Below are 26,529 nucleotides of genomic sequence, written 5' to 3' on the forward strand. Positions count from 1 at the left end.
CTTATTCTTGATAAAATTTTTGATTTTCGTTTAATGCCTTAATGTTGTCAGTGAAGGTTTCAAGCACTCTATAAAATATTTCCTTTTCCTTTTCGTCAATTCCTTCATTTGCATACTTAACTGCAAAATCGACTTTTCTACTAACTTTTTCAGCTATTTCAATGCCCTTTTTTGTCAAATGATATTTCCCTGCATAGCCTCTTTTATGGACGCTTGTTTTTTCTACAATATTTTGCTTTATCATAAAATTCAAGCTTCGTGAAACATCAGATTTGTCCTTCGTTGTACCAGTTGACAGTTCATAAGAGCTTAATCCGCCTATGTTGTTGTAAAGCTCCAATAAATAGCTTAAATGTGATGAATTCAGTCCATAATTATCCATTTCCTGAGCTGCTAATTTATGCCATATTTTTTCTAAACTTAAAATTTGCGTTGAAAATTTTACAAAATTATCTTGCATTTTTCACCTCAAAATATTTTTAAATGATTGGCACAATCAATACAGCTATTATTTTATAATAAAGATGTTGATATGTCAACTTCTTGTTTTTTTTGACTATTATAGTCCTAAAATTGAACATGGATTTTAAAAAAATATCATTTTTGACAAAAATTTTTTTACTTTTTTTCATTTCTTTGACGTTTTAAAGACAAGTGGTTTATATAATGACATCATCAGGAAAATGTTTTTATAAAAGCTTTTTATATAAAATACAAGGAGGATTTTTAAGTTGGAAGCTCTAAATAATATTGACCTTAGCAAAGCAATGACAATCAAGCTTGATGATGTTTTACCAGAAATGCCAAAATTTGAAAGTGGTATCAGACGTGCACCGGACAGAGGTTTTCGTTTAAACAAACAACAAACAGAAATAGCATTAAGAAATGCTTTAAGATACATACCACCACAATTCCATGAACAATTAATACCTGAGTTTTTAGAAGAATTAAAAACTAGAGGTAGAATTTACGGCTACAGATTTAGACCCGAAGGCAGAATCTATGGTAAACCAATTGATGAATACAAAGGCAACTGCTTAGATGCTAAAGCTATGCAGGTAATGATAGACAACAACCTAGACTTTGACGTAGCACTTTATCCATATGAATTGGTAACTTACGGTGAAACCGGCTCTGTATGCCACGACTGGATGCAATACAGATTAATCAAAAAATATTTAGAAGTGATGCATGATGACGAAACTCTAGTAATGGAATCAGGGCATCCATTAGGCTTATTTAAATCTAGAAAAAATTCTCCAAGAGTAATAATTACAAATGGACTTATGGTTGGTCTATACGATAACCAAGACGACTGGGAAATAGCTGAAGAAATGGGCGTAGCAAACTACGGACAAATGACAGCTGGTGGCTGGATGTATATAGGCCCTCAAGGTATAGTTCACGGAACATACAACACTATATTAAATGCAGGCAGATTAAAATTAGGTATACCACACGATGGCAACCTTGAAGGAAAATTATTTGTTACCTCCGGTCTAGGCGGCATGAGTGGAGCACAAGGTAAAGCCGGTGACATAGCTCACGCAGTATCTATAGTAGCTGAAGTAGATAAATCAAGAATAGACACTAGACTTGAACAAGGCTGGATAATGAAGATGACAACTACTGTTGAAGAGACAGTAAAAATGGCTATGGATGCAGTAGCTAAAAAAGAAACTCTAAGCATAGCTTACAATGGTAACATAGTAGACTTGCTTGAATACATGGACAAAGAAAACATCCACATTGACTTGTTATCTGACCAAACATCTTGCCATAATGCTTACAACGGCGGATATTGCCCAGTTGGCATCACTTTTGAAGAAAGAACAAGATTATTAGCAGAGGACCAAGATAAATTCCATGAATTAGTAGATATGACACTTAAACGTCACTTTGAAGTAATCAAGAGATTAACAGCCAAAGGCACTTACTTCTTTGACTATGGTAACTCCTTCATGAAAGCCATCTACGATGCCGGTGTAAAAGAAATATCTAAAAACGGCGTAGACGACAAAGACGGATTTATTTGGCCATCTTATGTAGAAGATATCATGGGACCATTACTATTTGACTATGGTTATGGACCATTCAGATGGGTTTGCCTAAGCGGTAAACACGAAGACTTAATAGCTACTGACCATGCAGCTATGTCTTGTATAGATAAAAACAGAAGATACCAAGACCTAGACAACTACAACTGGATTAGAGACGCTGAAGAAAATAAATTAGTTGTCGGTACTCAAGCAAGAATTTTATATCAAGATGCTCAAGGCAGAATAGATATAGCACTTAAATTCAACGAATTAGTAAGAGAAGGAAAAATCGGTCCTGTAATGATGGGTAGAGACCACCACGATGTATCCGGTACTGACTCACCATTCAGAGAAACTTCAAATATCAAAGACGGTTCTAATGTAATGGCTGACATGGCTGCACAATGTTTTGCAGGTAATGCGGCAAGAGGTATGAGCCTTATCGCCCTTCATAATGGTGGCGGTGTAGGTATAGGCAAATCTATCAATGGTGGTTTTGGTCTAGTGCTTGACGGTTCTGAAAGAGTTGATGAAATAATCAGACTTTCACTTAGATGGGACGTTATGGGCGGCGTTGCAAGAAGAAACTGGGCTAGAAATCCTCACGCTATGGAAGTATCTATGGAATTCAACAATAAAAAAGAATTTGGTCACATCACTCTTCCATACCTAGTAGACGATAAATTGATAGCAGATGCTGTAAAAGATATGTAGGAACTTTACTATAAATGTATTAGCAAAAAGAGCCCGCAAGGGCTTTTTTTGTAAATACAAACAACTGTCAAAGACTGTAACTATAAATTAAACCTTTATAATAGTATCCGTATGAATAATTTTTGACTAATATTATATATTCAAAAAATGTCATATGTGCTATAATTTTTTGAGGTTATAATTTAATAATTTACATATTTTTATTATTTTATTCATATTATATCGAAAGGAGTTTTAAAAATGGCAAAAGTTAAATACACCTCAGTAGATGTAATAAAATTTCTTGTCTATTCACTTTTTGGTATTTTTATGTTCTTCGTTCCAATTAAAGCCACAATAGCCGGCAAAGAGTCATCTTCAATACCTATTGACCATATATTATCTCTTATAAAGTCAATACCGAATTTTGGACTTGTTTTTGGTACCTTTATGGTTTTAGCCGGTATAGTATACGCAATATATACTAAATCCTACGCTAAATCTGCAGTTGCTAAGGTGTTTTTTGCATTAAAGCTACTTGCTCTTGTTTTCTTATTTATGCACCTGACAAAAATGGGTCCGGCAAGATTTTTTGATATCGATATGTTACCAATGATATTCAACGCAATCATGGTATCTGTTGTTACAATAGTGCCTGTCGGCTCAATATTCCTAGGCTTTTTAACAGGCTTTGGTCTTATGGAATTTATAGGAGTATTTATGGAGCCTGTTATGAGACCGGTATTTAAAACACCCGGCAAATCAGCAGTCGATGCCGTAGCATCTTTCGTTGGAAGTTATTCACTGGCATTATTAATCACCAACAGAGTTTATAAAGAAGATTTCTATACTTCTAAAGAGGCTGCAATCATAGCGACTGGATTTTCTACAGTATCCGCAACTTTTATGATAATAGTTGCAAAGACATTGAATATCATGGATAACTGGGGTTTCTATTTTTGGATAACTCTATTAATTACTTTTGCTGTTACTGCTATTACCGCTAGAATTTATCCTTTAAATAAAAAAGAACAAAAATATTATTCAGGCAAGGACGCTGTTACAGAAGAAAAGAAACGTTTTAAATTTTCTGACGCAGTAGATGCCGGTATGACAGCATTTAAACAAGCCCCTCCAGTGTTTGAAGTTATAAAGTCAAACTTTATAGATGGGTTCAAGATGGCTTTGGGTATAGCTCCATCACTGCTTGGCGTAGGTATGCTAGGTCTTATATTAGCTGAATACACACCTGTTTTTGATATCATAGGCTATATTTTCTATCCATTTACAGCATTAACTCAAGTGCCTGACGCTTTATTAACTGCTAAAGCCTTAGCATTATCAATTGCTGAAATGCTACTTCCTTCAGCAGTTGTTACTGAAACACCAATAATCACAAGAATGCTTGTAGCTATTGTATCAGTATCAGAGGTACTATTCTTCTCAGCATCTATCCCTTGTATGATGGGTACACAAATCCCTATAAAATTTACTGATTATCTAATAATATGGGTTGAAAGAGTGATACTAAGCATTTTAATTGCTGCACCAATATTGCATATTGCTGCACCAATACTGCATTTAGTTTAATTTTAACAAATTAATCTTCAGCATAAATAATAAGCCCACTGATTTTATTCTTTGGGCTTGTTTTTTTAAGCTGGCAAATAAAATATTTTTTAATACCAATAAATAAATTAGGAGGACTTATGTCAAAATTAATTATTAAAAACGCATCACAAATAGCAACGCCAATAGGTCACAGTGCAAAATTCGGCAAGGAAATGAATGAAGTAAAAGTATACGAAAACGCCAGCATTGTTGTCGAAGATGGCAAAATAACAAAAATCGGAGCAGATGCTCTTGAAGGAATTGACGAATCAGGCTATGAAGTAATCGATGCCAAAGGAAAAGCTGTACTTCCCGGCTTTGTAGACTCACATACACATTTTACCTTTGGTGGATATAGAGCTGACGAATTTTCATGGAGACTTCGTGGCGACAGCTATATGGATATAATGAATAGAGGTGGCGGCATCCAAAGTACAGTTAATGCCACTAGAGAGGCAAGCGAAGATGAACTATTTGAATCCGGTATGCAAAGACTTGACTCAATGCTTGCCTTTGGTGTCACATCTGTAGAGGGTAAAAGTGGCTATGGACTTGATAAGAACACAGAACTAAAACAGCTTAGAGTGATGAAAAAATTAAATGAAAGTCATCCAATTGACATAACATCAACATTTTTGGGTGCTCACGCAGTACCAAAGGAATACAAAGGAAGGTCAAATGAATATATAGATTTTCTAATCAACGAAGTTTTGCCCGAAGTTGTCAATGGTAAATTAGCTGAATATTTTGACGTATTCACAGAAAAAGGTGTATTTGACATAGAAGAATCAAGAAAAATGTATACAGCTGCCAAAAATGCCGGTATGAAATTAAAAATCCACGCTGATGAAATAGTAACCCTTGGCGGAGCTGAGCTTGCCGCAGAATTTAAAATGACTTCCGCTGACCATCTACTCCACGCCTCTGATGAAGGGCTTAGAAAAATGGCAGAAAACAAAGTTATAAGCACACTACTTCCTACCACTGCTTTTTGTATCAAAGAACCTTATGCTAGGGCAAGATTTATGATAGAGCACGGCAGTGCAGTAGCATTAGCTACCGACTTTAATCCGGGTAGCGGCTTTACAAATTCCATACCTCTGATGTTTGCTCTTGCAACTATATACATGGGCATGACACCTGAGGAGGCTATAACAGCTTTGACATTAAACGGGGCAGCCGCTATAGATAAAGCTGAAACGGTCGGTTCATTAGAAGTAGGCAAAAATGCCGACATAGTAATATTAAAATTTCCATCTTACAATTACCTACCATACCACACAGGTGTAAATATTGTAGAAAAAGTTGTTAAAAACGGAAAATTAGTTAGGGAGAATAAATAACATAAATGTTAACTACAAAAGAAGTCATATCTAATTATGTAAATCTTGGTGTCACAAAGGCAAAAAATTCTACAGTTAATCTATTATTACTATCTGTTGTTGCCGGATTTTTCATAGCCTTGGCAGGTGTCGCAGCTAATACCGGTACAGCAGGGGTAGAAAATCCGTCTATTGCAAAGGTAATTTCGGCTGCAATATTTCCTGTCGGCTTAGGCATGGTATTATGCGTTACATCTGAGCTGTTTACCGGAGATTGCCTGATGTTCTTATCTTTATTTAGCAAAAAAATTACCATAGCTCAATTGATAAGGACACTTGTGATAGTCTATATAGGAAATCTGATTGGCTCTATTATTATAGCATGGGCAGTAAACTACAGCGGTCAAATAGGTGCATTTAACGGCTCTTTAGCAGCATATTCAATCAAAATTGCAGTGGCAAAGGTGAAACTAGATTTTGGCAAAGCTGTCGTACTTGGTATATTGTGTAACTTTTTAGTATGTATCGGAGTTTTGATGGGGCAGTCAGCCACCTCACTACCCGGCAAAATAATGGGCGGATTTGTACCTGTATTTGCCTTTGTAGCAGCCGGCTATGAGCATAGCGTAGCAAATATGTATTATATTCCAGCCGGACTATTTGCAATTCAAAACCCAAAATATTTAGAGCTAGCTCAAAAAGCCGGCATAGATGTAAGTAATCTTAATGTATCAGGCTTTATACACAATCTAATCCCCGTAACTATAGGCAATATAATTGGCGGAGTAGTGTTTGTAGCTATGATATATTATGTAATTTTCCTTAGCAATCAAGAAAAATAGTTTATGTTTGTAAAAAAAGCAACTCTTGCGTTTATAGCATGAGTTGCTTTAATTTGAACTTTTTTCAAAGAATATTTTGCGATATAATTTACATAAAAAGAAAAGTTGTACAGTCGGTTTGCCACAATTCATCAAGATTGGGGGTGATATGTATGTCAAAATATGAAGTTGTAACTATTGTTATAATGGTAATAGATTTGATACTACAAATCATAGCCCTGATAAAGTCTTTCAAAAAAAACAATTAGGCAGTAAAAAACCACTGTATGTCCGGTACAACGATTTTTGATTTTAAAAAAACTCTAGGGCAAACCGAATAGGTTTACTTTTTTCTTTTTATATTATACTACAATCAAGCAAAAAAATAACAGGGATATACCAAAACAGGTGTATCTGTTTTTATGGTTTTTATAAGGCTAAACCTGATATAAAATCAAACTTAGCCTTTATCATTTAATACTATTGTCTAATAAAAGGCTGGGTATATTCATATCTGAGCACTTTTCGCCTACGGCGGTGGCTCAAAATCTCCTTCGATGAACATACCCAGCCTTTATTGATTATTTAATTAGGTATTAGTATAAGACTTATTTTTTTTTAATGAAAAGAATTTGTTGCATTATTTAAAACTTGATAATTTATCTATGTTGATTTATAATTAAGCAAGAAAATCGTTTATTTAACTTAGAAAGGAGAACTTTATTGATTACAGCTAAACTATTTGGCCCTCCTGTTGTTACATACAATGATAAGGAAATATTTTTTCCCTATAGCAAGGCTAAAGCCCTCCTTTTTTATTTACTAATTAAAAAACGTGCAAGCAGAGACGAGCTTTCCGGACTTTTTTGGGCGGAAAGTAGCGATGAAATTGCCAAAAAAAATCTGCGAAATGCCATATACCAAATAAAAAAGACCTTTGGCGGAGTAGATGTCTTGCTTTCCCCAAATAAATCAATAGTAAAATACAATGATGCTGTTGAGCTTAAAATAGATACCGCTAACTTTGAAACTAACTCTGATGATTTAATCTACGACTACACAGGTGAGTTTTTGCAGGGTTTTTTTGTAAAAAATGCTGAGGGCTTTGACGAATGGCTCACCGCTACAAGAGAAAACTACCTTGCCATCTACGAGCAAAAGCTATACGATTTGATAGAGCAAGATAAAAACAACAATTTCTCCTCAAAAATAAGATTTTACGCTGAAAAACTTATAGATGTAAACGAGTTTAACGAACGTGCTTATCAGATACTTATGACCTATTATAAGGATAAGTTTAACTATACCGCAGCAATAGAAGTATATAAAAAACTAGAAACCTTATTTTCAAAAGAGCTCGCCATGGAGCCATCTGCAGAGAGCAAGTACATATACCTTGGCATATTGGATTTAATCAATTACACCAACTATAAACAAAATAGTGATATAAAAAGCTTTTTCTACGGCAGGTCTACAGAGCTTAGATTGCTTACCCAAAACTACGAAAGTCTAACCAATGGCGAGGTAGCTAAATCTATAGTAATCAAAGGCGAGGCAGGTGTAGGAAAATCAAGACTAAAGGATGAATTTTTATCTAAAATCGACAAATCCTTGTGCCATGTATTTGAAACAAGCTGCTATGCCGCTGAAAAACAATATTTTTTCAAGCCGTTAGCCCCAATAATATCAGAAATAAAAAAAATCATGAAAAAATCTGATATAGAATTACCAAAAAACTATGAAAAGACACTTTCAACAATATTCCCTGAGTTTAGTGACAATAAGACAAATCTGCAAAACCGCTCACTAGAAGAAATCATGGGCGAAATAAAATTTGACATGATGGGAGATATCATATCGGATATACTGGAAAGGCTTTCTCAAATAAAAAATATTCTTATAGTCATAGATGACATTCAATACGCTGACAGCATGACTATATCAACGCTCAGTAGCATAATACTTCACCAAAAAAGAAATGACATAATATTTTTAGCAACCTATAGAAATGAAGAAGAAAAAAATGTCGAAAATATGATTTCTTCCCTAAATCTTAGCGATAAACTAATAACCATAAATTTATCAAGGTTCAGTGAAAAAGAGACTAAATCACTAGTAAAGACAGCCTTCCCTAAATTTGAGTGGTCATTTGAGCTGCTAAATAAGATTTATGAAGAAACCTCAGGCAACGCATTTTTTATCATAGAATACCTAAATATCATAAAAAACGGCGGAGACATCAACATCATGACCGCCAAAATGCAAGACATCATAAAAAGCAGATTTCTATATCTATCTGATGATGCAAAAAAAATACTTGAGCTGGCATCACTATTTGATGATGAAGTGAACCTGTCTACAATAAAGGCACTTACCAATTATGATGAGTTCAAGCTTATAGACATCTTGGAGGATTTAGAAAAAAAATATATCCTAGTTGAAACCCGTGGGAAAAACGGCATAAGCTTTAAATTTACACATCAAAAACTCCAAGACTTTATCTATATGAACCAATCTGACATGAGAAGAAAAATTTCCCACGAAAAAATTGCAACAATACTTGAAGGTATGCTTGACCCCAAAAAAATAAATATAGGCATATACCACAAGATAATCTATCACTATGAACAAGCTGACTCAAAGCTAAAGGCATTAGATTATAAAATAAAAGTCTTGAATTATTATCTTGATTTTTCCCATGAGCTGTTTCCTATATTAAATCATGTCGAAAATAGTAACCCAAACCACACTTACTTTACCAAAAATGAGACACTCGCCTACTTTGACGACATAGAAAACTCCTTGCACGAGCTAAGTGCCACATTTATAAAAGAGCAGGAGATTTCTCCTCTTACAATTTCATATCTGCATATAAAAGGCAGATACCTAATAAGAGAAGGCTCCTACGAAGATGGCATCACACTTATTCGACAAATGATAAATCTTTCTTATGAAATAGGCGATAAAGACCATGCAATAGAGGGTTACAAGCAATTAATTTTTTACTGCGTGCAAACCTACAAAACATCGCAGATGAGCATATATATAGACAAAGCTTTGAACTTGGCTGTAGAATGTAACTATCACAAAGAGATAGGCATTTTACTAAGACTAAAAGGTCTTTACAAGCTTATGTCTAAGGAATATCAAGAGGCTGAATCACTGCTTTTAGAATCAATAAACACCTTTAACATAACCCCATATATAGCCGACAGATATTCGCTAAATATTGCCGCTGCATACAATTACATCGGTGAAATTAGACGTATCAACAAAGATTTTGCACAAGCAATCAAATATTACAAAAAAGCAGCTACTATCTGTAAGGAAAAAAACGCTATGATTTCCTTTGCCATATTCAATGTAAATGCCGGACAGGCATCCTATGACGATGGAAATGTTCAAGATGCTAAAAAATATTTTGAAACTGCCTATAGCATATACGATAAACTGGATACAGTGTGGAGAAAATCCGTAGCCTCTGCTTTTTTGGCAGTAATATATTTAAAAGAAAAAAACTACGAAAAAGCTCTACATCTTATAAAAGAGGCTGAAAAAGACTCACAAAAAATACAAAATCCTCACGAAATGGGAACAGTATTTTATGTAAAAGCTCTTATAAAATCTGAGCTTGACATAAATGATAAAAAACAAAAATTGCTTGCAAAATATCTCAAAGAGGACTTAGACAGTTATATACAAAATGCTCTTGCATATTTGACAGAATCAGGAGATAATTTTGAAATAGAAACCCTTAATAAGCTTGAGAGTTAATTAGCTGTATCCACTGCAAATTATAAACTTAGTCTATATTTTAACAGATCTAAGGAGGCGAAATTATGACTTTTGAAACTGTAGAAAATGTATTCACCATCACCATGGATATGACATTTACTACTGCACTTGCTGCTGTACTACTTGTTGTCGGCTATGCAATAAGAAATAAAGTTAATTTCTTACAAAAATATTGTATACCTGCACCGGTAATTGGCGGATTTTTATTTATGCTATTCACCACTGTTGGACATTTTAACAATTCTTTCACTTTTAAATTTGACTCTACACTGCAATCATTTTTAATGCTGATGTTCTTTACAACCGTTGGTCTTGGAGCAAGTTTCAAAATCTTGGCAAAAGGCGGAATACTTTTAATAGTTTATTGGTTAGTAGCAGGCTTTGTATCAATAGTACAAAACACTATTGGTATTACAGTCGGAAGATTGGTAGGACTTCCTGAGGCTTATTCACTTCTTTCCTCCGCCATTACAATGATAGGCGGGCATGGTGCAGGTCTTGCTTATGGTAAAACCTTTGAGGCAATGGGTTATCAATCCGGTCAATTAGTAGGAGCAGCCGCTGCTACATTTGGTCTTATTTCTTCAGTTATGGTTGGTGGTCCTACCGCATCAAGACTTATAAGAAAATATAACCTACATCCCGACCCTGATGAAGTCGAATTTGACACATCAATAGAAGATATAAATGCGTCCAACGGGCAAACTTTAAGCAGCCTAGATGTTATTAAAAACGTTACAGTCATACTATTTTGTATGGCAGCTGGTACAATGATTTCAGGATGGATAGGCAAGCTTATAGGTATGTCTTTCCCTACATATGTAGGAGCTATGTTCGTAGCAGTTGTAGCTAGAAACCTAAATGAGTCTGTTCATTTATACAATTTCCACTTCGGTCTAGTAGACGGTATAGGTGATGTATCACTAAATCTATACTTATCAATAGCTATGATGACATTAAAGCTATGGGAGCTTGCAGATTTAGCCGGAGGCATGATTGTTGTACTACTTTGCCAAGTACTATTTCTTGCAGTATTTGCATATTTTGTAGTATTTAGAATACTTGGCAAAAACTATGACGCCGCAGTAATGTGTGCAGGCTTGCTTGGTCACGCACTTGGTGCTACCCCTACAGCTATAGTTAACCTTTCAGCTGTAAATGATAAATACGGCATGAGCAGAAAAGCCATGATGATAGTACCAATAGTTGGTGCTTTCCTAGTAGATATCATCTATCAGCCACAAACCATTTGGTTTATCAAAAACTTTGTAAAACCGATGTAATGTATAAAGTTTTAATTAATTTTTAAAATATAACTAAAATATAACTAAGTTTATTATTGTAAAATAAAAAACCTAAGGAAAAAATCCTTAGGTCTTTTATTTTACATATTAATTGGTGACCCCTACGGGACTCGAACCCATGTTACTTCCGTGAAAGGGAAGTGTCTTAACCGCTTGACCAAGGGGCCTTAATTTGTTACTTAGCTATTATACATATAAAACCTGCAATTGTCAACCACAAATTTTACGAATAATAATTTCCGGTGAAAAGATTGATATAGCTTTGTTAAGGTTTAATTAAAATATTACAGCCACTTCATAACTTTACTAATTTTGGTTTTATTTCAACAGCTAAAATAGTATTATTATATACAATTCTTATAGTTTTAAGCAAAATATCATTATTGAGCATTGACTCTATAGTATTTGGTGATGCTAATTTAACAAGTCTTTCTTACATTTTAGCTATATCAACATTAAATCTTCTACCAACATTTTTAATATTAAAAATGCACAAGGCACATTTTTTTGAAGTATTGGTATTAGATGCCTATTTAATCGCTCAGGCTATGTTTGTAAAAGATAATATTCTTTGGATAATTACTGCAATATACTTTTTTGTTATTTGTATTATTTACTATAAACTAAATAAGCATAGCAAATTTTGATTGCAAGGAAGAGTTCAACCAAGGGCAGTATTACTCCTTGGTTAAACTCTTCTTTTTTCAATTAGATTAAAAGCTACTCTGTAAAATATGACATTTTTTACATATTTATGCAAATTTATCTCCTAAGCAAAATTGATTTGTGGTTACTATGGCGTAGTTCATAAAATTTTGATATAATAAAATTATAAATATTGGTCATTTAGTTTAGTATTAAGTTTAATAGGAGAGTTTAAAATGAAAAAATATAAAAAATTTATCCTATTTACGATAGCTTTGATGGTTTTGTCCGTATTTTGCAATTTTTCTTTTGCTGAACAAGCACTAAATGCTACACCTCAATCAAATGCAGCTTATTATAGCTACAAAGATTTTATAACCGTTACAGACCAATTTGACGTAGGCAGTCAGACAGTCTACTGCAACGCTGTTTGCTCAGTATACAGGGAAAAATTGTCAACCGGCACAATCAATCACTTTTTAAATGTACAGGATGTTACTCAGACTTTAAATCCAAGCTCCTACTATTATTTAAGCGATACAGATACAGCTATAAACGATAATAAAATCCAATGTGTCGGCGTCTTAAATATATCTATACCACCGGCTACTATAAGCGGTATAATAGACAATGACCTACTTAGTCTTTCCTCTGAAAAACCCGATAAAAGGGCTAACGCTTGGACAAATAGACAAAGCTATAACACTTACATCATATTAAATGTATAAATACAATATGACTTAATATATTTTGCAAAGGGGGTATCATGAAAAAACATTCCGAGCTAACAAGTCAATTAAGGCTTGAATACGAGCAAAAGCAAAGAAAAATAAAATATATAGCCGAGCACAACAAAAAGCTTTTTTATGATAAATATCCCTACATAAAGCATTTGGATGACAGCATAAATAATCTATACCTAAAAATTATGAAAATCACCATAAATGACGAAAATATCAACGAAACAAAGGCTAAGCTAGAACTTGAAATAGAAACTATTAAACAGGAAAAAGATAAATATATTAAGCTAAACCACGTTGATACCGCCCTACTTTATCCAAAATACGAGTGCAATATCTGCCATGATACAGGAATTATAACCCAAGATGCAGTATCTAGACCCTGTAGCTGTTATACAAAAAGATATAACGCTTTGGTATATGAAAACTCCGGTCTTAAAAACCTTACAGATACTCAAAACTTTGACAACTTTGATTTGAAAATATTTTCTGATGAACCAATAAATGACACAACCCCTAGAAAAAGTATGCAAAAACTAAAAGAAATCGGTGAGGACTTTGCAGATAATTTTGATGATGAGCAGCATAAATCCATGCTATTTATTGGAAAAACAGGACTTGGAAAAACCTATCTTGCACTTAGCATAGCTCAAAGACTAATTGCAAAAAATAAATCAGTAGTCTACGAAACCAGCCTCCAGCTATTTGAAAAACTTGCCCGTACAGTATTTAACAAAACAGAGGAGATAACTGACAGAGGTTTTTATGATTTAGTATACGAAGCAGACCTGCTGATTATCGATGATTTAGGCACAGAAATAGTCAACGACTACGTCAACAGCCAACTTTTCAATATAGTAAATACAAGGATATTAGCAAATAAAAAAATCATCATTTCTACAAACCTTACAGCAGTAGAAATAAATGACAGATATGAAAGAAGAATAACCTCAAGGCTCTTCGACAGAAATGATTTCGTTCATTATAAATTCATAGGCACAGACCTAAGATGGAGAAAATAATAGTTCTGCTAATAAAATAATTTAATATTATTTTTCTCATTTTCAAAATTTGCTTGACATTATCTTTCTTTAACTATAATCTATAAATAATACTTTTAAAATTTTGAGTTAATATTAAATTATGCGTAAAATATAAAAGATTGTATCAAGCTTTTATATTATTTATACAAGGAGAATAAATGGGCAAAATAGCTATACTCACTGACTCAGGTTGTGGATTAGAGCCTACTGAGATTACAAATTCCACTTATGTTGTACCACTACATATCAACTTCAAAGAAAAATCCTATAGAGATAATATAGATATTACCGCAGCTGAAGTGTACGATAGAATGCTAAAAGGTGACATCCCAAAAACCAGTATAGCTCCTATGGGAGACATAGAAAGCATGATTAAAAAAATTAAAGAAGATGGCTACGACCAAATCATATCCATCTCTATTTCATCAGGCTTGAGCGGTATTTATAATGCAATGAATTTAGCACTAGGACAAGCTGAGGGAATTAAGTACAAATCCTTTGACACCAAAAATATATCTATAGGTGCAGGATTTTTTGTAATATACGCTCAAACTCTGCTTGATAAATTTGACTCAGTAGACGATTTATACGATGAGCTACAAAGTAAGCTTTACAATTCAAAATTATTTTTCAACATAGACACACTAAAGTTCTTAATCGAAGGCGGAAGAATAGGAAAAGTCTTAGGCGGCATAGGCTCAATGCTTAAAATAACACCCGTCATGTCATGTGATAAAGACGGAGTATACTACACCGTATCTAAAAAAAGAAGCTCTGAAAAAGCTATCGAAGACATGATTACACAGGTAAAAGCATTTTTAGCTGAGCATGGGGCATACAAAAATAGATATTATTTTACCCTTGTATATAGAAATGACGAAAATGTGCTCCAAAGATTTACAACATCACTTGCAGATGAGTTTGCAAATGCCACAAAGCTTATACAATATAAAACCGTAAGCCCCGCATTGGGAGTCCATACAGGTCCGGGACTAATAGGGCTTGGTGCATTTTGCTTTTAAAATCTAATAATACTCAACACCAGCTTATGCTGGTGTTTTTTGTTGGTATAGAATATTTGATTTAAAAATATTGCGTAAATACACTTTTTTATTAAATCTAAATTTAGTATTTATTTTAAAATATTACTTATATGCAGTGTACGATTGCTTAGCTCATTATTTTCATTTAATAATAAATTCTTCAAAAATAATTCCAAGTATTCAGTTGTCTCAAAAATACCATTTTTAATGTCGTTATAATTTGCTCTAACTAGAGAATTTCTAAAATACCAAGCATTATTGGAAAATATATCATTTGTAACTTCAAACCCTAATGTCCTCAAACATTTTATAAAAAATACCGCTGTTGTCCTAGTATTCCCTTCCCCGAATAAGTGAATTTGCCATAATTTTGAGACAAAATCCGCTAGATGTGTCATAGCTTGTCTAATATTTTATTTATTAATTATATACGAAAAAAGCAACAAATACGATTAAAACTTTTATCAAAAAAAGAAGGCTCAATTTTAAATTGAACCTTCCCATCATTTTTTATCTTGCAAATTCTGTTGTATGTGTTTCTCTTATTATGTTTACTTTAATCTGTCCCGGATATTCCATTTCCTTTTCTATAGTTCTTGCTACGTCATAAGCCAGTTTTGGCAACAGTTTGTCAGAAATCTTATCCGGCTTAACCATTATGCGTACTTCTCTACCGGCTTGTATAGCAAAGGATTTTTCTACTTCTTGGAATGAATTAGCTATTGTTTCTAATTTTTCAAGCCTCTTTACATATGACTCTAGGGTTTCTCTTCTTGCACCAGGTCTAGCGGCTGATAAAGCATCTGCTGCTGTAACTATGACCGCCTCTACAGATTGTGGTTCATAGTCGCCGTGGTGGGTAGACATGGCATGGATGACTTCCGATGATTCCTTGTATCTTTTTAGTATATCCATACCTATTTCTACATGTGTGCCTTCTACTTCATGGTCGATAGCTTTGCCGATGTCATGGAAAATGCCGGCTCTTTTTGCCAGTTTTACATTTACTCCCAGCTCTGCTGCTATTATACCGCAAATTTCGGCTATTTCTATTGAATGTGATAAAACATTTTGTCCGTAGCTTGTACGATAGTGAAGTCTACCAAGTAGTTTTACAAGCTCAGGGTGTACTCCGTAGATGCCAACTTTCATTAGAGCTTTTTCGCCCTCTTCTTTGATGTTTTTCTCTACTTCTTTTTTAGCCTTGTCTACCATTTCTTCGATTCTAGCAGGGTGTATTCTGCCATCGATGACAAGTTTATCAAGTGCTATTCTTGCCACTTCTCTTCTTATTGGGTCAAATGATGATAACACTACTGCCTCAGGTGTATCGTCTACTATTAGGTCAACTCCTGTAAGTGTTTCTAAGGCTCTAATATTTCTACCCTCTCTACCTATTATTCTGCCCTTCATTTCGTCATTTGGCAAGGATACTACTGACACTGTAGTTTCTGCTACTTCGTCAGCCGCTATTCTTTGGATTGCGTAGGCTATAATCCATCTTGCCTGATTTTCTGCGTCTTCTTTTGCGATTTGAACTTGCTCTTTTATCTTCATAGAAAGCTCATTTTTTACTTCCTGTTCACTTCTTTCTATGATATAGTTTTTAGCCTGTTCAACCGAAAATCCTGATATTTCTTCAAGTTTTTTGAGCTGCTCTGATTTTACAGCTTCGATTTGAGATTCTTTTACTTCTAAATTTTCTTTTTCTTGTAATAATTTCTTTTCTTTTTCTTCTGTTTGTGCGAATTTTTTATCAAGGGATTCTTCTTTTTGTACTAATCTTTTTTCAAACTTTTGTAGTTCGCTTCTTCTATCTTTATATTCAGCATCATAGTCGCTTCGCATCCTTTGGACTTCTTCTTTAGCCCCTAAGATTATCTCTTTTTTCTGAGTCTCAGCATCTTTTTGAGCCGAAGATTTAAGATTTTTTGCGTATTCTTCAGCGGAGCCGATAGCTTTTTCACTCATATTTTTTCTAAGCAAATATCCAATTGCTAAGCATATAATTCCGACTACTACCGGCACTAATATATTTAAACCCATTTTGACCACCTCCTATTTTTTTAGATTTTCGGAAGCAATCTTGAGATATTAAAATGTATAATTTAATGGTAATATTTTTCTACCAATTAACATTAAACTTTTGTATTCTTGGATTACTTCCTTTCTTGATTTAAATTTATCGTATTTGAATTTTATAAACTACCCTTATATTTTAAATGGTTTGAAATATTATGTCAACCTGTTAATTAATCATTTTCCTTAATTTTCTAAATATGATATTGTTTTCAAATGTTAATCAAATTTACAGCTTTGTGCTTATAAAAAATACATAACTGCAAAGCTAATGTAAAAAACTTTTAAAATATTTTAAATATCTCTACAATTACCACTTTAAATTATTATTTGTATACTCAAATTGCTAAATGTGTTATAATAATAAAGTATATATTTGAAGAAACCTTTCATTTTATCACGCATATACACGAATATAATTGATAATTTTTTTAATAGGAAAAAGGAGTGATTAGACTGAGAGAGCTTTATTTTATACGACACGCTGAAAGTGAGCTAAATACTCAAGGCAAATTTTCAGGTCTTTTGGATTGTGACATCACTGAAAAGGGCAAGGAGCAAATAAACGCACTAAAAAATTATATAAAACCCGAAAATATAGATGTAACTTATACATCTCCGCTTAAAAGAGCCTATCAGACAGCTCTTGCTGTATCTGATAATCCTATAATAGTAAATGACCTGCATGAAATGAACTTTGGCGATATAGACGGTGAGCAGATACTAAAAGTCAAAGAGCTCTACCCTGATATATTTGAAAAGTTGGATAACCCTGAGCTTGATTTTAGGTTTCCAAACGGCGAAAGTAAGTCCGACATATTAAACCGCACTAGAGCCGTTATCAAGGATATTTTAAACAGAAATGACTGTCAAAAAATCGCAATAGTTTGCCACACTATTGTCATAATGTCATGTATATCCGATATTTTGACAAACAGTGCCTCTCTTTTGTGGAGACTGGAATTTGCCAATTGTAGCGTGACAAAAGTGAAATTGTTTGATGATAAAGCTGTACTTAGCTATTTAAATAGGAGTGCCCAATGATAAAAAAACTAATTGTAACTGATATTGATGGGACGCTTTTGGACTCTACATCAAATATTCCTCAGTCAGCTATAAAGGCTCTAGCTTATGCAAAAGAAAATGGTGCATACTTCACCTTGGCATCAGGCAGAACCTTAAACGGTGTAATGCCACTGGTTGACACCTTTAAAATCACTTGTCCGCTTATCTTGGCAAATGGAGCTATTGTTTACGATATAAAAAATCAAAAAACAATATTTAAAAAACTAATAGATAAAAAGACAGCAAAACAGCTTGCAAATATAATAAAGTCTGAGAATGCTTTTTTTTATTTTTATGATGAAGGCTCTGTCTATGCCACAGAAATTAGATATGCAATAGCATATTATGACAAAATGAATAAGCTTGGTAAAACCAACCTACCAATACATCTAGTAGAGGATTTAGAGGCTGCGTCACAAAAACATGACGCAATAAAATTTGTAATCCACGAAGACGATTTAAGTACAATAGCCTATTTAAGAAAAATATTTGAGCCGATAGAGCAAAAGCTAGAGATTTCATCATCTGCTCCATGGAATATAGAAATAACTGCCGCAAAGCTGTCAAAGGGCAGCGGAGTTATAGAGCTTGCAAAATATTTAGGAGTAGATATGCAAAATGTTATGTGCATAGGAGACGAGCTAAATGACTTGTCTATGCTTAAAGTTGCCGGCTTTGCCGTAGCAATGGGCAATGCCAATGAAGAGCTAAAAAAAGTTGCACATTTTATAACTGATGATAACAATAACGATGGCTTTGCAAAAGCCATATATAAATTTATGGAAAAGTAAAATGTCTTTAAATATAGTTTTATACGAACCCGAAATAGCACTAAACACTGGAAATATCGTAAGAACCTGCGTATGTACAGGAGCAACACTGCATATGATAAGACCCTTTGGCTTTATCATGAGCGAAAGGACTATCAAACGCTCAGGCATGGACTACATCCAGCACGCAGACATCAGATATTATGACTCCTTTGAAGAATATTTTGAAAAATATGACTTGGAAAAAATGTTCTTTTTCACCACAAAATCAACCAAATTCCACACTGAAGTAAAATATCCTGAGGACTCTCACATAATATTTGGACCGGAGTCAAGAGGCTTGCCAGAAAAGGTCCGTTCATTAAATCCCGACCACAATGTCAGAATTCCTATGAAAAATCAAGACTATGTGAGGTCACTAAACCTTGCAAACTCCGTATGTGTAGGCATTTATGAAGTAATAAGACAGCAAAACCTGTCATATTTTATCTAATTATATTATGTGCGATTATAATCACGGGTGAACGAAGTTCTCCCCTACAGAGCAAATTAATCCACAATAAAATTTTAAAAAAACACATACCCGTAGGGGCGAACTATGTTCGCCCGCAATAAACAAATTTTAATTTATAAATATAAATATTTTTTAAATTAAGGAAACCATGAAATACAAAATAGAGAGCCTAGGTTGCTCAAAAAACCTTGTTGACTCAGAAGAAATGGTATATATCCTCAGTCAAAAAGGCTACGAAATGACTGACGACATCAGTAAAGCAGACTTTGCGATAGTAAACACCTGCGGATTTATCGAAGATGCCAAAAAAGAGTCCATACAGACAATATTTGATGTGGCAGAGTATAAAAAGCAAAACCTAAAATACTTGATAGTCACAGGCTGTATGGTGCAAAGATATTACAAAAATTTAAAAGAAGAAATCCCTGAGATTGATGCCCTGCTTGGCACAACCTCTTACGATATGATAGACAGCGTAATAAAAGGACTTATGATAGGCGAAAACAAGTCACTTATCTTAAATCCAAATAAACAGCTGTCCCACGAAAATAAAACAAATCTTACAGCGAAATATTATTCATATTTGAAAATAGCTGAGGGTTGTGACAATAGCTGTACCTACTGCATAATACCGGCACTTAGAGGAAGATATAAGAGCAAGAAAAAGGAGCAAATCATCAATGAGGCAAAAAAGCTTGCCTCAAATGGTGTCAAGGAGCTGATATTAATAGCTCAAGACACATCAAAATATGGCTTAGATTTGTATGATAAAAAAATCCTACCTGAGCTTTTGCAGGAATTAAGCGAAATTGCCGGACTTAAATGGATAAGATTTTTGTATACTTATCCTGAGGACATCACAGACGAATTAGTAGATGTGGTTGCAAAAAATGAAAAAATCTGTTCGTATTTTGATATACCTGTTCAACACTCAAATGACAGAATATTAAAGCTAATGAACCGCTCCACATCAAAAAAAGACATTTTGTCCAAAATAAATTTAATAAGAAGTACAATCCCTGACGCAGTAATCAGAACCACACTTATCACAGGCTTTCCTACCGAAACAGAGACTGAGCATAAGCAATTGGTCAAATTTATTAAAGAAGTAAAATTTGACAAGCTAGGTGCATTTACTTATTCAAGAGAGGAAGGCACTGTTGCCGGAAATATGAATGAGCAAATAAAAGAAGATGTCAAGCTTGCTAGACAAAAAGAGATTATGGATGTTCAATACGAGATTGTGCAAGAAAAAAATAAAGCTCTACTTGGAAAAACCTTTGAAGTGATAATAGACGAAATAAATGCAGATTATTTAGTAGCAAGGTCTTATCGTGACGTCATAGAAGTTGACACAGTTATAATTGTTAAAGATTTTTCGGACAAGCATTCAGTAGGCGATTTCATTAAGGTAGAAATAACCGATATACTGGACTACGACCTAGAGGGAAAAGAGGTAATCTAATATGAATACTCCAAATAAACTGACAGTGCTTAGACTTATACTTACTGTAGTATTTACCATAGTATTTTATTTAGAAATGGCAGCAGGAAAAACTACCTTTCTTATTTCTACAATAATTTTTTGTGTTGCGTCCTTCACAGACTTTTTAGACGGATATCTAGCTAGAAGAGATAACCTTGTGACAGATTTTGGTAAATTTATGGACCCGCTTGCTGACAAAGTGCTAGTTGCAGCCGCCATGATTATGCTGGTAGAAATAGGCTATATGCCCGGTTGGATGGCAATACTTATAATATCAAGGGAATACGCAATAACAATACTAAGAGCAATTGCCGCATCGTCAGGCAAAGTTCTTGCCGCATCTAAAAACGGTAAGCTCAAGACAGTGACACAAATGCTAGGCATAATCATGCTACTATTAAATATTCCATACGGGATAGTAGTGATGTTTATCGCAACAATACTCACATTTTATTCAGGATTTGAATATATTTATCTTAACAGACACCTTTTAAGCAATATGTAAGTTTGGATAAATATATTGATATAAATTAATATATAACCTTTTGGAGGAGAAATGGCAGAAAAAAAGAAAAACCTAAAAAGAGAACCACTTGATAAAAGCATAGACAAATCTAAAGCGATAGAAACCGCACTTAAAAAAATAGAAAAAGACTTCGGTAAAGGTGCAATCATGACCTTAGGTCAAAGTGCAGACATGACTGTAGAAACCATATCCACCGGTTCAGTGAGCCTAGACAGAGCACTAGGAGTTGGCGGCTTGCCAAGAGGCAGAATAATAGAAATATATGGACCTGAGTCCTCAGGTAAGACTACAGTAGCCTTGCAGTGTGTTGCCCAAGCTCAAAAGCTAGGCGGTGCTGCAGCCTTTATCGATGCAGAGCACGCCCTTGACCCGTCCTATGCAAAAAAAATAGGTGTTGATATTGATAACCTGCTTGTTTCTCAGCCTGATAACGGTGAACAGGCATTGGAGATAACTGATGAATTGGTACGCTCAGGAGCAATAGATATAATTGTAGTCGACTCCGTTGCCGCTCTTACTCCAAAATCAGAGATTGAAGGAGATATGGGAGACACATTTATCGGACTTCAAGCTAGACTAATGTCACAAGCCCTTAGAAAGCTTGCCGGACATATTAACTGGAGTAAATGTATAGTAATATTTATCAACCAGTTAAGAGCAAACATCGGTGCTATGGGATACGGCCCTACAGAAACTACAACAGGAGGACGCGCCCTAAAATTCTATGCCAGTGTAAGACTTGATGTTAGAAGAGTAGAAACAATAAAACAAAGCGACCAGCCAATAGGTCACACTGTAAAAATAAAGGTTGTTAAAAATAAAGTTGCACCGCCATTTAAAACCGCAAAATTTGATATCATGTATGGAAAAGGAATATCAAGGTCAGGTGAGCTGCTTGATGTAGCCATAGATGCAGCTATAATCAAAAAAGCCGGAGGATGGTTTACACTTCCTAACGGAAAGAGAGTACAAGGAAGAGAAAATGTAAGAGAGTTATTAGATACCAACGAAACAGAATATAATGAATTACTTGAATTAGTAAACAATTTGGGAGATATACCTCTTGAACACGATGATGATGACGATGATGACACTTCAGTTGGCGATGATGAAAGCTTTGACGATATAAGCGATGACTCAGAAGATTAATAAGTATAAAAATAAAAACTACTTGGCATACAAAAATGCTAAAGTAGTTTTTTTATTGTAAAATATTCTTGCTATATTTAAATGTATACTAATACCATCGTCTATTAAAAGATTAGTTTGCACTATATTCCAGCAATTTTCTATTTATTCCTTTTTTCACAGACCTCTTCTCAGCATACATTTTTTGGTCTGCACGTTTTATAGTATCCTTTATATCCAAATCCTTCATTCTATCAAAATTTTCATAACCAACTGACGCACTTACATCATAAGCCAAGCCTTTCGACTTTTCTCTCAATGTATCTCTGAGTTTTATTGTAGCATTTTCTATTTCATTACTATTAGAGCGGGCTATAATCATGAACTCATCTCCGCCTACCCTAAACTTCCTAAAATTACTTCCGTCATAAGCATTCTTTATAGCGTCAGCCAGTATCTTTATAGCTCTATCCCCCTCAGTGTGACCATAGGTGTCATTTATATACTTCAAATCGTTCATATCTATTACAATGCAAAAGCTCCTAGGTGATAGACCTATATTTGAAAAGTTGTCCGTATAAATTAAAAAGTCATTTTTATTTAAAAGTCCTGTCATGCTGTCAGTTATAGATAATTTCCTGTAAGACTCAGATATAGCCGCCTCACTCATTTCACTATATATGTGTATGATATATGACTTGCCCATAAAAAAACACATCGCACAAAGACAAATATTGATTAAAATATAATCCAATTCAGCGTTTACAAGGTAATTATATATTTCTAAAAATATCATAGCTGTAAAGCAAAATATAATAATTATGTGGATGCTACTTGGTTTTATATTATCAGCTTTACTAAGTCTTACATGATGAATACTGCTAAACACTAATGCCAATACAACCATCACAGCATAATAAAATTGTAAGGAGCTTATTGACATTACCCCGATTATTAACAATATCATTTGTGGGGCAAATAATATATAAAATACTGATAAAAATGTATCCTCACATTTAGCATTCTTGTTAACAAACGATACTATAAACTTTATGCCTAAGACCGTTGTTACAAACATCATAACATTTTCTAATGCACTAAAGGCTACCCTATTTCCTATAAAAAACTGAAATAGTCCAACTACAAACAGCTGCCATATAGACGCCACTACCGCAAGTGCTCCAAGATTAAACGCACTCCTCCTTGTATCATCAGGTCTAGGATAAGTCTTATACAAAAACATCAGTATAAGCCCGGCAATGAAGGTGATTATGCAGGCAGCTATATTATACAGATTTTCTTTCAAAATCCTAAGGTATACATCATTTTTGTCTCCTAAGATAGCTCTGTTTATACTCACAATAGGATTTTGTATAGTTATAAATACTGTTTTTTGAGATGCTCTCATATCAATCGGTATTAGATGCCACGAATTAATCGATACTCCATCGAAAAGAGAGTCATCAGTCTGCTCAAAATCATAAATCAGCTTACCATCTACAGCAGCACTAATATCCCCGCCCTTGAGCTTAATCGCCAAATAAGTGTCTGAGTTTAATATAGGTAATTTTTTACTGAGCAAAATTGGATGCGATTGTTTTTTTGACGCAAAACATAAAGGTAGAGACGTCTTTGCCAATTTTAGCGTGCCACTTTTTTTCACTACCCAAACCGCATCAAAATTGTTTATTTCAAAGCTATTCATTCTCAGGTTAGCTGCAAGATTTGATTTTCTAGTGGATGTTAATGTAATAGTGAGACCTACCAGTATTAAAAGCAGCATAACTGTATTAAAAATATATCTAGTGTTTTTTAATTTGTCGTCCACTTTTCAATCACCACCCAAGTTACAATTAGTAAGTAAACAATCACCGATTTAAACTTTTAACCCTAAATTTATCTTTATACATTTGTTTATCTACTCTAATTTGTGTATCAGTTAGATTTTTATCCGTCTCTATGTCGAATAAATCAGAACCGATTGCGACTGTCACCGGCACGAAAAAGCCTCCTGACATACCTGTAATACTTTGCCTTATATAACCTTTAGTATCTTCTATTGAGCCTGCGTCACTTTTTGGATATAGCACCAAAAACTCATCTCCGCCTATTCTATAGCCTTCCCAGTTTTCTTTTAAAGCGAAGTTTATTGAGTCAGCCACATACTTGATAGCTTTGTCTCCTGCACCATGCCCAAAATTATCGTTGATATATTTTAGGTTGTTTATATCAATAACCATGACACCCAGCTCAATATCCTTTTGCGTTTGCTCTATGATTGCGTTGAGATTATCCATTCTAGCCCTAAAGGTATTGCTGTTTTTAAGTCCTGTAAGGGTATCTTGAGATGCCAAAAGCTCGTAAAAAAGCTTTTGGTCTTTCTTTTTTAAAAATTTTATAGAAATACTAATCAAGCTGAACAGCATGATAAATGCCAGCAGTATAGAACCAAAACCAATTCCTGTAAATGAAAATTTGCTTGGAGCTAATAAATATAATTTTAAATCATATACTATGCCTAGAAAAAGTGCCAAAAAGCCTAAAAATCTGTTAAAATAATCACTATATTCTTCAGGATTTTTTCGATACATCATCAGTGATGTTATCATAATATATCCACACGAAAAAGCAATTAATATCGATGTATATGTAATGCCCTGAATTTTTTCGCCTAAGATATTTATGTCTACGACAGAGCTAAAAATCATACCCATCGCAAAAATATACGAAAGCACTACTAAATAAGAGGTCTGTTTTTTATATAAATACCCGTCCGTATTTTTTATATATAAAAAAGCAAATATCGGGGATGTAACCATACAAATGAAAAATAAATAATTAAAAAAATCATACACTATCGGAATAAATGACAGCAGAGGAATTCTTGATACTATGATCGCCAATATAGTGATTAATAAAAAAAATAAGTATTTAAGATTGTCTACTTTCGCTCCATAGGATAAAACTATATTTCGTAAAACCATTTGTACGGATAAGTTTAATATTATTACTGCAGAAATTACTATTAAAGGGAACGATTTCTGCAATAAACTAAAAAACACATCGTCTTTTTTCCCATAAATCACATCAGAAATCAAAAAATCTCTAGAATTTTTCCCTCCTAAAGGAATTTTAAACGAAATAGTACCGGCATTATCCACATCATGCAAAACTATTATATGCCATCTATATTGAATATCCTTAGTGTAATTCACCGTCTTATTATTTCTGTACCTGTAGCATATGTTACTACCCATTTCACTGGCTACGAAATCATCGCAAGCTGTCTTAACCAAAACAGTATTATAGTCTACAGTTGTATTCTTTGACGTCCTTAAAACCCTCTCTATATTGACAGCGCCTTGTCTATCCGATTTATACTTAAACGGCAAATTCACAATGGACTTTTCTCCATCTATATCAGTAAAAATCCAGCCGGTCTTAATAGAGTAATCATTATCCTCTTGTGAATAAAACGGTACTTCTATCGCCCCTGATTTTAGAGTAATTATTAACAAAAATGTAAAACAAACATAAAAAATAGCAGTGATAGTTTTTTTATATTTTTGAGTATAAGCCTTAAAAGATTGTAGTTTTTCCATATTTGTTTCCCATATGCCACAATAAAAATAACTATTACCAACTAATTTATTACATAATTTCTTTAATACGATAATAAAAGCTCTATGAATATGACCAATCGTTTTCCAATAAATATTAAAGGTTTTTAATGATATGTATTTTTATACAAAAACTAAAACTATTTTTTCTTAGATAAATTATAGCATTAATATGAAAAATGTAAAGAGTTTTTTGGTATATTCGTCTTGATTTTTTAATTTTTTCAAAACTTCTTTTTTGTTGCAAATCCACGTTTTTTTTTTTTTTTTTTTTTTTTTTTTTTT

General features: G+C 33.8%; 19 protein-coding genes and 1 tRNA gene. 15 read left to right on the plus strand and 5 right to left on the minus strand.

Going from position 1 to position 26,529, the window contains the following annotated elements; genetic code table 11:
- Position 1: 1 nt before the first annotated feature.
- On the minus strand, positions 2-460 hold the full coding sequence (locus BBG48_RS06630; protein ID WP_068913027.1) for a MarR family winged helix-turn-helix transcriptional regulator: 459 nt from the start codon (positions 458-460) through the stop codon (positions 2-4).
- Positions 461-767: 307 nt separating this feature from the next.
- On the opposite strand from BBG48_RS06630, the gene BBG48_RS06635 reads away from it, so the two are divergent.
- The 6 genes from BBG48_RS06635 to gltS all read left to right on the plus strand — a co-directional run bounded on the left by BBG48_RS06635 (position 768) and on the right by gltS (position 11,564).
- A complete protein-coding gene (locus BBG48_RS06635) occupies positions 768-2,753 on the plus strand; it encodes a urocanate hydratase (RefSeq protein ID WP_068913061.1) in 1,986 nt (661 codons plus the stop codon).
- A 240-nt stretch (positions 2,754-2,993) separates the two neighbouring features.
- Positions 2,994-4,322, plus strand: a complete 1,329-nt coding sequence (locus BBG48_RS06640) for a YjiH family protein (protein WP_068913028.1) — start codon at positions 2,994-2,996, stop codon at positions 4,320-4,322.
- Positions 4,323-4,441: 119 nt separating this feature from the next.
- Positions 4,442-5,686: an imidazolonepropionase gene (hutI, locus tag BBG48_RS06645; protein ID WP_068913030.1), complete on the plus strand. Its 1,245-nt coding sequence runs from the start codon at positions 4,442-4,444 to the stop codon at positions 5,684-5,686.
- Between the two features lie 5 nt (positions 5,687-5,691).
- Positions 5,692-6,507 (plus strand): formate/nitrite transporter family protein, encoded by an 816-nt coding sequence (locus BBG48_RS06650; protein WP_068913032.1) that lies wholly within the window; start codon positions 5,692-5,694, stop codon positions 6,505-6,507.
- Positions 6,508-7,209: 702 nt separating this feature from the next.
- Complete coding sequence (locus BBG48_RS06655; RefSeq protein ID WP_068913034.1) at positions 7,210-10,260, plus strand: AAA family ATPase; 3,051 nt, start codon at positions 7,210-7,212, stop codon at positions 10,258-10,260.
- 65 nt (positions 10,261-10,325) lie between these two features.
- The gene (gene gltS / locus BBG48_RS06660; RefSeq protein ID WP_068913036.1) at positions 10,326-11,564 is read left to right on the plus strand and encodes a sodium/glutamate symporter; all 1,239 of its coding nucleotides are present in this window, start codon (positions 10,326-10,328) and stop codon (positions 11,562-11,564) included.
- Between the two features lie 113 nt (positions 11,565-11,677).
- On the opposite strand, the gene BBG48_RS06665 is transcribed toward gltS, so the two are convergent.
- Positions 11,678-11,752, minus strand: a tRNA-Glu gene (locus tag BBG48_RS06665).
- Between the two features lie 714 nt (positions 11,753-12,466).
- On the opposite strand from BBG48_RS06665, the gene BBG48_RS06675 reads away from it, so the two are divergent.
- The 3 genes from BBG48_RS06675 to BBG48_RS06685 all read left to right on the plus strand — a co-directional run bounded on the left by BBG48_RS06675 (position 12,467) and on the right by BBG48_RS06685 (position 15,035).
- A complete protein-coding gene (locus tag BBG48_RS06675; RefSeq protein ID WP_068913039.1) occupies positions 12,467-12,958 on the plus strand; it encodes a hypothetical protein in 492 nt (163 codons plus the stop codon).
- A 38-nt stretch (positions 12,959-12,996) separates the two neighbouring features.
- Positions 12,997-13,992, plus strand: coding sequence for an ATP-binding protein (locus tag BBG48_RS06680; protein ID WP_068913041.1), 996 nt, complete (start codon positions 12,997-12,999; stop codon positions 13,990-13,992).
- A gap of 179 nt (positions 13,993-14,171) precedes the next feature.
- The gene (locus BBG48_RS06685; protein WP_068913043.1) at positions 14,172-15,035 is read left to right on the plus strand and encodes a DegV family protein; all 864 of its coding nucleotides are present in this window, start codon (positions 14,172-14,174) and stop codon (positions 15,033-15,035) included.
- Positions 15,036-15,566: 531 nt separating this feature from the next.
- Here BBG48_RS06685 and rny read toward each other — a convergent pair.
- The gene (rny, locus tag BBG48_RS06695; protein ID WP_068913047.1) at positions 15,567-17,102 is read right to left on the minus strand and encodes a ribonuclease Y; all 1,536 of its coding nucleotides are present in this window, start codon (positions 17,100-17,102) and stop codon (positions 15,567-15,569) included.
- Between the two features lie 480 nt (positions 17,103-17,582).
- Here rny and BBG48_RS06700 point away from each other — a divergent pair, with 480 nt between their 5' ends.
- From BBG48_RS06700 to recA, 6 genes are all read left to right on the plus strand, one after another.
- Positions 17,583-18,179 (plus strand): histidine phosphatase family protein, encoded by a 597-nt coding sequence (locus BBG48_RS06700; protein ID WP_094754418.1) that lies wholly within the window; start codon positions 17,583-17,585, stop codon positions 18,177-18,179.
- On the plus strand, positions 18,176-18,991 hold the full coding sequence (locus tag BBG48_RS06705) for a Cof-type HAD-IIB family hydrolase (RefSeq protein WP_094754419.1): 816 nt from the start codon (positions 18,176-18,178) through the stop codon (positions 18,989-18,991). The genes BBG48_RS06700 and BBG48_RS06705 overlap by 4 nt, the downstream gene beginning before the upstream one ends.
- Before the next feature lies 1 nt (position 18,992).
- Positions 18,993-19,463, plus strand: coding sequence for a tRNA (cytidine(34)-2'-O)-methyltransferase (locus BBG48_RS06710; RefSeq protein WP_068913048.1), 471 nt, complete (start codon positions 18,993-18,995; stop codon positions 19,461-19,463).
- Between the two features lie 169 nt (positions 19,464-19,632).
- Positions 19,633-20,949, plus strand: a complete 1,317-nt coding sequence (gene rimO / locus BBG48_RS06715; RefSeq protein ID WP_068913050.1) for a 30S ribosomal protein S12 methylthiotransferase RimO — start codon at positions 19,633-19,635, stop codon at positions 20,947-20,949.
- Between the two features lies 1 nt (position 20,950).
- Complete coding sequence (gene pgsA, locus BBG48_RS06720; RefSeq protein WP_068913052.1) at positions 20,951-21,475, plus strand: CDP-diacylglycerol--glycerol-3-phosphate 3-phosphatidyltransferase; 525 nt, start codon at positions 20,951-20,953, stop codon at positions 21,473-21,475.
- Between the two features lie 51 nt (positions 21,476-21,526).
- Positions 21,527-22,645 carry a recombinase RecA gene (gene recA, locus BBG48_RS06725; RefSeq protein ID WP_068913053.1) on the plus strand — a complete coding sequence of 373 codons (1,119 nt, stop codon included), beginning with the start codon at positions 21,527-21,529 and terminating at the stop codon, positions 22,643-22,645.
- Between the two features lie 112 nt (positions 22,646-22,757).
- Here recA and BBG48_RS06730 read toward each other — a convergent pair whose 3' ends face one another.
- Together BBG48_RS06730 and BBG48_RS06735 are read right to left on the minus strand one after the other, a co-directional pair.
- The gene (locus BBG48_RS06730; protein ID WP_068913055.1) at positions 22,758-24,452 is read right to left on the minus strand and encodes a GGDEF domain-containing protein; all 1,695 of its coding nucleotides are present in this window, start codon (positions 24,450-24,452) and stop codon (positions 22,758-22,760) included.
- A 40-nt stretch (positions 24,453-24,492) separates the two neighbouring features.
- Complete coding sequence (locus tag BBG48_RS06735) at positions 24,493-26,226, minus strand: sensor domain-containing diguanylate cyclase (RefSeq protein WP_068913057.1); 1,734 nt, start codon at positions 26,224-26,226, stop codon at positions 24,493-24,495.
- Positions 26,227-26,529 lie beyond the last annotated feature (303 nt).

This window comes from Criibacterium bergeronii (assembly GCF_001693775.2).
Classification (GTDB): Bacteria; Bacillota; Clostridia; order Peptostreptococcales; family Filifactoraceae; genus Peptoanaerobacter; species Peptoanaerobacter bergeronii.